Here is an 8,746-nt window from a genome sequence, read left to right on the forward strand (position 1 = left end):
GGCGCCACGGCGTCGCCCACGCCACCCTCCAGGTCGAGCCCGCCGATCACGAGGGCTGCGACGATGTCGGCTGGTGAACTCACACGCGATCGGGCAGGGTCCCGGACTGGAGACTCCGCCCTCGTGGAAGGCGCCGGTCGGTCAGCCCGTCCCAGCAGTGCCGCGGCCCAAAACGACCTTTGACGTTCGTGGTCATGTTCACAAGTCGTGATCGAAATGTACCGACGTGGGCATCATGTCCGCCCGTACGCTACGACGGACGGGGCACAACGGGGAGGTATGCATGTCGTTCATGACGCGGATGGCGGCGGCGTTCAAGGGGGAAGTCCGGGCCGACGAGCTCGAGGCCTATCGCCGAGCAGGCGGGCTCGTCTACACCGAGCTGGAGCAGGCGGAGGCGCTGCGCTCCCGGTTAGCCGCCGAGGGGGTGAACCTGTGGCACGGCCCGCAGGCAGCGGCCGGGCAACTGCTGTGCACGTGGAACGCGTTCGTTCTGCAAGCCATCGGAGAGCACCTGCTCGACGCGGACTACGCCGCCGACCCGAGCACCGTCGGCTACGTACCGCAGGTCACCGCTCTGCAAGTCGACGCCTGCTTCGCCCAGGTCGAGAATTGGGTGTCGCGGGCGCGCCAGGCCGCGGGAAACTCCCGTTACCTGGTGGAGAATGAGCTGCTGCTACCCGCCGACCTGCCCGAATGGGCAGAGGCCAGCCCGTGCCCGCTGCCGCACCTGCACGGCATGCTCGCCGCCGCACGTGCTGTCCGCAGGCACGCAGAGGTCGCGCTCGGCGTCTTCGAACAGACCGTCGCCGACGCCGACAATCACCGCCACGCGCTGGAACGGCTGCGCCAACTGGCCGCCGAGGCGGCGACGGCCGCCGACTACGCCGAGGGCCTTCTCGACACCCACCCGGCGCCGCGCATGCACGAGGCCATCGAGCAGCGCCTGCAGCGAGCGCTGGAGATCTACTATCACCTCGGCCAGCTCATCGCGATGCCCGGCTTGATCGCCGGCTACAAGGGACCAGGTGTACGGCAGGCCGTCCCGCCCGCCAACCTGAGGGTTGCCGATGCCCGCAACTTCGACCCGTGGTGCCTGACCGACCCGCAGAAGCGGAGCTTCTGGCAGGCCGACCCGCGGGCACACCAGGCGATCAAGGAGATGTGGGACTACGACCCGGCCCCCGCCATCACCTTGCGTATCCAGGCCGAGATCGATGCCGCCCGGCAGTACGGCGCGATCACCTTTGCCACCGATGCCCAGGGCAAGCCGTTCGGCAGCTACTACTGTTGCCCCTTCTCTGCGATCTACCTGGTGCGCCGCCCGGTCGTCATCGCCGGCCGCGCGCTGCGGGCGATGCAGCAGTTCACGCTGGAGGTGTCGGCCGAGGACGTGCCGAAGGGCGGCCCGTTCAAGCGAGAGATCATCGTCGCCAACTTCAGGCCGACGAACGAGGTCGACTACTGCGACCCGGACGGCCTGCACGGCGACTGACTCCGTGTGACACCCCTTGAGGCGGTCCTGGTGTGTTACGGGCGGACCGCGCCGAGCAGGCGGGTACGCCAGTAATCGTCGAGGTCGACGACTTTGATGACGTCTCCGGTCTGTGGCGCGTGGACCATCTTGCCGTTGCCGGCGTACATGCCCATGTGTCCGAGACCCTTGCTGAAGAGCAGGTCGCCCGGCTCCAACTGGTCCAGCGGCACGCGGCAGTCGGATCCCCAGCCCCACTGGGTCCAGGTGGTGCGGGGTAGCTCGACGCCCGCACGGCGCCAGGCGGCCTGGGTCAGGCCGGAGCAGTCGTACGAGCCCGGTCCGGTGCCGCCGTACCGGTACGGCTTGCCCACCTGGGCGAAGGCGAACTGGAGCGCTAAGCGGGCGTTGCCGGAGGCCGGGCCGGTGTACACGATGCCCGGGCTGTTGGGGTCTCCGGTGTTGAACGCGCCGAGCCTGCGCAGGAGCTTGGTCTGTTCCTTGACCAGCTTGTCGACCTTCGCCTTCTCGCCGCGTACCTTGTCGCGCGCGGTCTCGGCCCCCGCCAGGAGGCGCTTGGCCTCGTTGCGGCGATCGCGAAGCTCTTTGGTGGCCGCGTCATAGGCCCGGATCTTCGCCGCCCTGGCCTCGGCGATCTGCTGGAGGGAGGCCATGTTGCCCAGCAGCGCTTGCGGGTCGCTCTGGCCGATGAGTCTTCCCCAGAGGGGGAACGGGCCCGCCTGGTAGTCGTTGACCGCCGCTGTGACAAGATCCTGACGAAGGGCGTCGGCTCGGGCGTCCTTGCGGCCGAGTTCGGCGTTGAGGGCGCTGTACTTCTCCTTGGCGCTCTTGTACGTTTCGGTGGCCTGGTTGTACCGCTCGACTAGCCGGTCGGCCTGCTCGTTCAGTTTCACCAGCTTGGCTCTGGCCTTTGCGGGCGACGGCTCGGCGAAGGCGGCGCCCGGAGCGGCGACCGATGCGACCACTGCCAAGGCTCCGGCCGCTGCTGTTCGCCCAAGCCACGTCGGCACGGCCACTACGATGCCTCCTCGTAAATCTTCCAATGTGGGACAAAATAGTACTGAAGTGGGGAGACTCCTTGAGCTGTTCGTAAGAACTGCTCCGCTGAGGGATCTCAGTACGATCCGGCGTAGCCGACAGCAGCGCCGGCCCATGCGGAGGTACGCAAGGTCGTCGCCAGGGCTTTCAGCGGTGCGACCCGGCTCTCTGGGAGGGCCGGGGCGATGACCTCAGTGCCGGGAGGCGGCGGTCTCGTCGGCGGCTGCGGCGTTCGCCGTCGTGCGGGTACGGAGGGCGGTGATCGCTCCCGCGAGGGCGAGGGGGAGGAAGGAGTGGCAGTGGTGGGCGAGGAACGCGCCCACGCCCGGGGCCGCGGCCAGGGTGGCGGGGCCGGCGAGCAGCGCCGTCACGGCGAGAACTCCCGCAAGGCGTTCGCGCCGGTCGAGCGGTGCCTGCGGGTGCAACATCCGGCGGACGCGGGTGAGTGCCGTCTCGCCGCCCGCGCCCAGCGCGAAGGCGGGCACGCGGCCTGTGGTGAGCCGTACCAGGGCAGCGGCGATGTGGATGCGCGAGTGGCGGCGTGCCGCCACGTCGTCGGCCAGCAGTTCGACCAAGCGGGCGATCTCGGCTCGGGCCTGGCCGAACAGAGGGATGCGGGGAAACGCTCGCGCCAGCGTCTCGGTACCGGCCAGCACCAGGTGATGGCGGCCGCGCAGGTGTGCCTGCTCATGGGCCAACACGGCGGCCACCTGCTCCGGCGCGAGCGAACGCAGCGCGCCGGTGGTGATGACCGCGTGGCCGTTGTGTCCGGGCAGGCAGTACGCCAGGCGTTCCTCGTAGTCGACCACGACCGCGTCGAGGTCGCGGTCGCGCCGGCCCAGCAGGCTGAGCGCCTCGCCGTGCCGTCGTCGTTCGCGGCGGGCGCCCAGCAGGACGGCTCCACCGGTGTAGGCCAGCCGTGCCACCAGGAGACCGCCGATGGCGAGGCCGACGCGGGTGGTGGTCGCGCTCAGCGTGGCCGCTCCGTGGCCCAGCATGGCGGCGCAGGCCTCGAACAGCCAGGCAAGACCGTATCCGACCACGCTGGCGGGCACGGCCACGGCGAAGGCCGACAGCAGCGCCGAGACGATCGCCGACATGCTGGCCGCCTGCCACAGGGCGATCGCCAGCCGAGGCGCGCGGTCGGACCACTTGGCCAGCCTCAGGAACCTCGGTAGCACCACGGCGGCGAACGCGCTGTACAGGGCGAGGACGATCGCCACCGTCATGAGCTGAGCCCTCTTGGCGGATACACCTGCAGCGCCGCCTCCAGGGCACTTGCCTCCTCGGGAGTGAGCCGTTCCAGGAAGTGCACCAGCGTGGCCGCCCGGTTGCCGCTCCTGGCAAGGGACTCGCGCATCACCTCGGCGGTGTAGGCCTCCTTCGACGACACGGTCTCGTAGATGTAGGCCCGGCCGACGGGCTTGCGCTTGAGCAGCCGCTTCGTGTGGAGGTTGTCCATCACGGTCATCACCGTGGTGTAGGCGAGGGTGCGGTCTTTGCGGAGATGCTCCAGGACGTCCCTGACCGAGGCGGGCTCCCTGATGGCCCACATGTGATCCATGATCGTGGACTCGAGCTCTCCCAGGCCACGCGCCATCTGCCAGTCCTCCCACCCGCGGTCGAGGCAATGCTACCGGCGATCGTAGTGGGCTCTTCAGGTCAGGCCAGGGCGTCCGGGCCGTCACCCGCGACGATGGCGCGCTTGATGCGGATCAGGTCCTTGGGGGAGTTCACCGCGACCGCGCCGACGAGCACGCCGTCCCTGGCGAAGGCGACGGCGAAACGATCCTCTTCCGGAGATCCGGTGACGAGGCGCGTTTCGTCGGCCAGGTGCGGCAGGCCGGCGGTCTGGATGCGGGCGCCGTGCACGTGGGTGGCGAAGGAGGGCAGGTCGGCGAACGGCTTGGCGTTCTCGGGACCGGCCAGCAGGTTGAGCGCGGCGACGCCGCCCTGGTCGTTGGCGTTGGACCAGTGCTCGACGCGTACGAGTTCGCCGCCGTACAGGCTGTGTGGCCAGCGTGCGACGTCGCCGGCGGCCACCACGTTCGCCGCCCCCACGGCGAACAGGCGCTCGTCACACACCACGCCGTCGCTCAACGTCAGCCCGCTGTCCTCCAGCCAGCCGGTGTTCGGCACCACCCCCGTACCCGCGACGACCAGGCTCGCGGGCAGCGTGCGGCCGTCGCTCAGCCGCACTCCTGTCACCCCGCCGGTCCCGTCGAATCCGGTCACGCGCGTCCGGCTGATCAACTCGACGCCGTTGTCCCGGTGATGGTCCGCGAGCCAGCGCGCCGTCGCCGCGCCCAGGACGTTCTGCATGGGGTACGGGGAGGCGTCGACGAGGGTGACCGGGAGGCCGAGAGAGCGAGCCGTCGATGCCACCTCGCCCCCGATGAAGCCGCCTCCTATGACCACCACGTTGTCATGTCCGGCGGCCAGTTCGGCGCGCAGCGCCACGGAGTCCTCGATCGTGCGCAGGGTGTGCACGCCCTCCGGGTGTTCGGGCAGGCGTCGAGGGCGGGCGCCGGTGGCGATGACCAAGCCGTCGTAGTGGACCTCCGAGCCGTCGTCCAGGGTGAGCCGCCGATCCCCGGTGTCCAGCCGTACCGCGCGGCGGCCCTTCAGCCACTGGTCGCCGATTTCTTCCGCGCCCGGAAGCGTGACCTCGTCATCGCCCCTCAGCATGCTCTTGGACAGCGGCGGGCGGTTGTAGGGGAGGTGCTTTTCCGCGCCGATCAGCGTGATCGTGCCGTCGAAGCCCTCTCGTCGCAGGGCCTGGACGGCACGAAGACCGGCCAGCGAGGCTCCGACGACAGCGATGGTGTTCAGCTCTGTCATGCCTGGCCACAATACGGGCTGGGGGTATGTTTGGCCGAGTGACGTTGATCTCATATACGGGTAGGGGGTTAGGGTTGCGAGAGGGGCATTTCCGGCGTATTTTCCTGGGTGAACATACCCATGAGGGGTATTTGTGAGAGGGGTCGATATGAGCAGCGCAACCTACACCGTGAGCGGGATGACCTGTGGCCACTGCGTGGGCAGCGTGAAGTCCGAAGTCGGCAAGATCGCCGGCGTTACGGCGGTCGACGTGGAACTCGCCACGGGCAAGGTGACTGTCACGGGAAGCGAGCCCATCGAAGAGGGTCTTGTACGGGAGGCCGTCGAAGAAGCGGGCTACGAGCTGGTCACCGCCTGATCCCGGCGCCCGTCAGAAGCCGGGTGCCTTTCCGCACATGGCGGCACCCGGTCGGCCTTGGCGGGTGCTACGAGGCCCCTTAGTACACTGATGGGACCCGTGACATGCCGATTATCCAGGGAGGGCCGGTGGGAGTCGCACGGCGACGCCTCGCGTTGCGGGTCGCGCGCGGGCTCCTGCTCGTCGTGCTCGCCCTGGGCGTGTACGGCATGCACACCCTGGGCCATGTCCACGGCCGGCACGGTGGCCTCTCATCCGACGCACACGGGATGAGCGTCGCCCAGGAACCCCTTCCCGTTGTTCCGGCGGGGCTGCGGGCATTCGTTCCCGAGCATGAGATGCCTGGACTCGACCCGACCAGCGTGTGCCTGGCCATACTGATGTCGCTCGTGGTCATGCTGCTGGTGGCGGCCTGGACCAGAGTGGGGAGTCGAACGAATGACGGCTTTGGAGGCCTCCCACCTGTCCGGCAGGTGGCCAGGCCTCCGCCAAGGCCCACGTCTCTGAGGCTGGCCAGTCTCTCGATGTTGCGCATATAGGCCGATGATCACGCGGACGACCGTCCGCGAGCCGGCCGACAGTTCCAACACATCGAGAGAACGATCAACCATGCGTAACAACCGCAAGATGTCCCTCACCATTGCCGCAGGTGCGCTCGCCTTGCTGACCGCGTGCGGCGGCAACGCCGACTCCATGGCCGGGCATGAGGGGACGGGCAGCGCGAGCGCGCCTGCTTCCACCAGCGCAAGTGCGCAGCCGTCGGGCACCGTCAATGACGCGGACGTCATGTTCGCGCAGATGATGATCCCGCACCATGAGCAGGCGGTCGAGATGGCCGAGCTGGCGACGACGCGCGCGAGCGACCCGGAGATCAAGGAGCTCGCGGCGAAGATCAAGGCGGCGCAGGACCCGGAGATCCAGACCATGAAGGGCTGGCTGAGCGAGTGGGGCAAGCCCGCTGAGGCAGGCATGGGGCACGGCATGCCGGGCGTCATGTCCGAGGAGGACATGAAGAAGCTCGACACCGCCAAGGGCAAGGAGTTCGACAGGCTGTTCGCCCAGCAGATGATCGCCCACCACAAGGGCGCGATCGAGATGGCCGGGACCGAGCAGGCCAATGGCTCGAACTCGCAGGCCAAAGAACTGGCCAGGGCCATCGAGACCACTCAGCAGACCGAGGTGACGCAACTGCAGAAGATCCTCGACCGGCTCTGATGTCATGACCGTCCGGGCGCGATCGGCGCCCGGGCGGTCATGGCTCATCCAGGCGGATGATGCTGAGCACGTCCGCAAGCCCGGTGCCCATCGCTCCTCCCCGTGGACAGGCGCGGCCTCGTCGCCTGAGATGGCGCAGGCCGTCAGGCTCCGCGCCAACGCCGACGACAGTCCTGGCTAGGCTCCCTTCTTGCCGGGCACGCATGACGAGTCCAGCGTGTCCAGCCGGCCGGATTGTTGTCGGCGCTGACGCGTCGAGGGCGTGGCGGTAGCCGTACTGGCCGGAGAAGGGGTGGCGGCTTCGGCGCGGACCACCTGGCCCGACCCGCGGGAGCGTGCGATGGCAGCGCTCGCCGCCTTGCGGATGCGCGGATAGTCCGGGTAGGCCGGGTTGTAGGCGGGCGGAACGAAGTTCAGCTTGGACACGCGGGCGGACTTGACCTGCTGAGCGAGCGGGACCAGGTCCTGCAGCAGGTCACGCGGGATGTCGGTGCGGAAAGTCTGCTTGGCCGCGGCGGCCAGAGCGTTGAACTTCAGCAGCACGTTGCTCGGGTTGAGCTGCTTGAGCATGGCGCTCATCACGCACTGCTGGCGGCGCATCCGGGTGTGGTTGTCGGCGCCCGCGCAGGTGCTGCCTGGGTGGTCGCGGGCCCTGCCGTACCAGAGGGCCTGGGTGCCGTTGAGGGTGCGGGTGCCGGCCTTGACCACGCCGCCGTCGGTACGGCCCACGCCGTAGCAGATGTCCTGCTCGACATGGATGGTGACGCCGCCGAGAGCGTCGATCAGATGCGCCACGCCCCACATGTTGACGAGCATGTAATAGTCGATCTTGAGGCCGAGGATCTGGCCGAGCGCGCCCTTGACCGCGTCCGGGGCGCGGGTGGGGGAGTGGCCGGCGACCTCGGGGTGCATGTCGGCGTAGGCCCAGACGCCGTTGATCAGGTCGGCGGAGCCGCGGCCCTGGCCTGGTGGCAGCCAGAAGTTCTTCGGTGGCGGGAACCGCTTGGCCAGCGCGGAGCCCGGCGGAAACGGCGCGTTCTCCAGCTCGCGGGGCAGCGCGAAGACCACCGAGTCGCCCGTGTGGACGTCGATGCTGACCACGTTGATGCTGTCGGTGCGGATGCTGACGCCCTTGCGCGAGTTCGCGCCGTCGCCGCCCAGCAGCGCGATGTTGAGCCGATCGCGTCCTCGCCACGGATCCTTGTGATCGATCGGCTGAGAGGGCGAGGACTGGAAGACGGTGCCGAGCGCGTCGTCGGAGGTGCGGGCGGTCGTGGCAACCAGTCCGAACGGCAGCGCCACGGCCACCGTCAGCACGCCCGCGACCGCGCCCGTACCGAGCTGACCCCACTGGCCGAGCCTGCCCGGGCGCAGCACGACGTAGGAGCTGATCACGACCGCCGCCCAGCCCAGCCCTGCCACCACGCACAGCCCTATGACCACGGCCAGCCAGGTCGGGTCGATGAGCAGACCGGCCAGTGCCTCGCCGTTGACCAGCGCGACCACGACACCGATCAGCAGCACCCCGAAGATCCCCACCATGATCAGACCGGTACGTTTGCGCCCGGCGCGCAAATGCGCGGCACCCGGCACAACGATCGACGCAAGCGTCCAGCCGATCACGGATGGAGCAGTCCACCTGCGCATCCGACCTCCCCCGAGGGCCACATCTGCCCCATCGCGCAAGAAATTTAGCAAATCGGCCGCGCAGAACCCGGGTTTTCGTGGGGACGGGTCAGAGGATGCCGCGGGAGGCGAACACCGCGCGTACGTCCGCCGCGGCGGACGCCCCGCCAAGC

8 protein-coding genes are annotated in these 8,746 nt (G+C 69.0%); 3 read left to right on the forward strand and 5 right to left on the reverse strand.

The genetic code is table 11. The features are described 5' to 3' along the window. The first annotated feature begins 283 nt into the window (after positions 1-283). Positions 284-1,495: a hypothetical protein gene (locus tag AB0J09_RS46910; RefSeq protein ID WP_360706558.1), complete on the forward strand. Its 1,212-nt coding sequence runs from the start codon at positions 284-286 to the stop codon at positions 1,493-1,495. Between the two features lie 35 nt (positions 1,496-1,530). Here AB0J09_RS46910 and AB0J09_RS46915 read toward each other — a convergent pair whose 3' ends face one another. The 4 genes from AB0J09_RS46915 to AB0J09_RS46930 form a co-directional block, all read right to left on the reverse strand. Beyond that, positions 1,531-2,460 carry an NlpC/P60 family protein gene (locus AB0J09_RS46915; RefSeq protein WP_360706582.1) on the reverse strand — a complete coding sequence of 310 codons (930 nt, stop codon included), beginning with the start codon at positions 2,458-2,460 and terminating at the stop codon, positions 1,531-1,533. A 264-nt stretch (positions 2,461-2,724) separates the two neighbouring features. Beyond that, positions 2,725-3,762 carry a M48 family metalloprotease gene (locus AB0J09_RS46920; RefSeq protein WP_360706561.1) on the reverse strand — a complete coding sequence of 346 codons (1,038 nt, stop codon included), beginning with the start codon at positions 3,760-3,762 and terminating at the stop codon, positions 2,725-2,727. Beyond that, complete coding sequence (locus AB0J09_RS46925; protein WP_360706567.1) at positions 3,759-4,133, reverse strand: BlaI/MecI/CopY family transcriptional regulator; 375 nt, start codon at positions 4,131-4,133, stop codon at positions 3,759-3,761. The genes AB0J09_RS46920 and AB0J09_RS46925 overlap by 4 nt, the downstream gene beginning before the upstream one ends. 62 nt (positions 4,134-4,195) lie before the next feature. Next, positions 4,196-5,374 carry an FAD/NAD(P)-binding oxidoreductase gene (locus tag AB0J09_RS46930; RefSeq protein WP_360706570.1) on the reverse strand — a complete coding sequence of 393 codons (1,179 nt, stop codon included), beginning with the start codon at positions 5,372-5,374 and terminating at the stop codon, positions 4,196-4,198. Between the two features lie 148 nt (positions 5,375-5,522). Here AB0J09_RS46930 and AB0J09_RS46935 point away from each other — a divergent pair, with 148 nt between their 5' ends. Further along, positions 5,523-5,732, forward strand: coding sequence for a copper ion binding protein (locus AB0J09_RS46935; protein ID WP_360706573.1), 210 nt, complete (start codon positions 5,523-5,525; stop codon positions 5,730-5,732). Positions 5,733-6,341: 609 nt separating this feature from the next. Further along, the gene (locus tag AB0J09_RS46940; protein WP_360706576.1) at positions 6,342-6,947 is read left to right on the forward strand and encodes a DUF305 domain-containing protein; all 606 of its coding nucleotides are present in this window, start codon (positions 6,342-6,344) and stop codon (positions 6,945-6,947) included. A gap of 177 nt (positions 6,948-7,124) precedes the next feature. Here the strand turns inward: AB0J09_RS46940 and AB0J09_RS46945 are convergent, their stop codons facing one another. Then, on the reverse strand, positions 7,125-8,594 hold the full coding sequence (locus tag AB0J09_RS46945; RefSeq protein ID WP_360706579.1) for an LCP family protein: 1,470 nt from the start codon (positions 8,592-8,594) through the stop codon (positions 7,125-7,127). Positions 8,595-8,746 lie beyond the last annotated feature (152 nt).

This window comes from Nonomuraea sp. NPDC049784, from assembly GCF_040659615.1.
In the GTDB taxonomy this organism is placed as follows: Bacteria; Actinomycetota; Actinomycetes; order Streptosporangiales; family Streptosporangiaceae; genus Nonomuraea.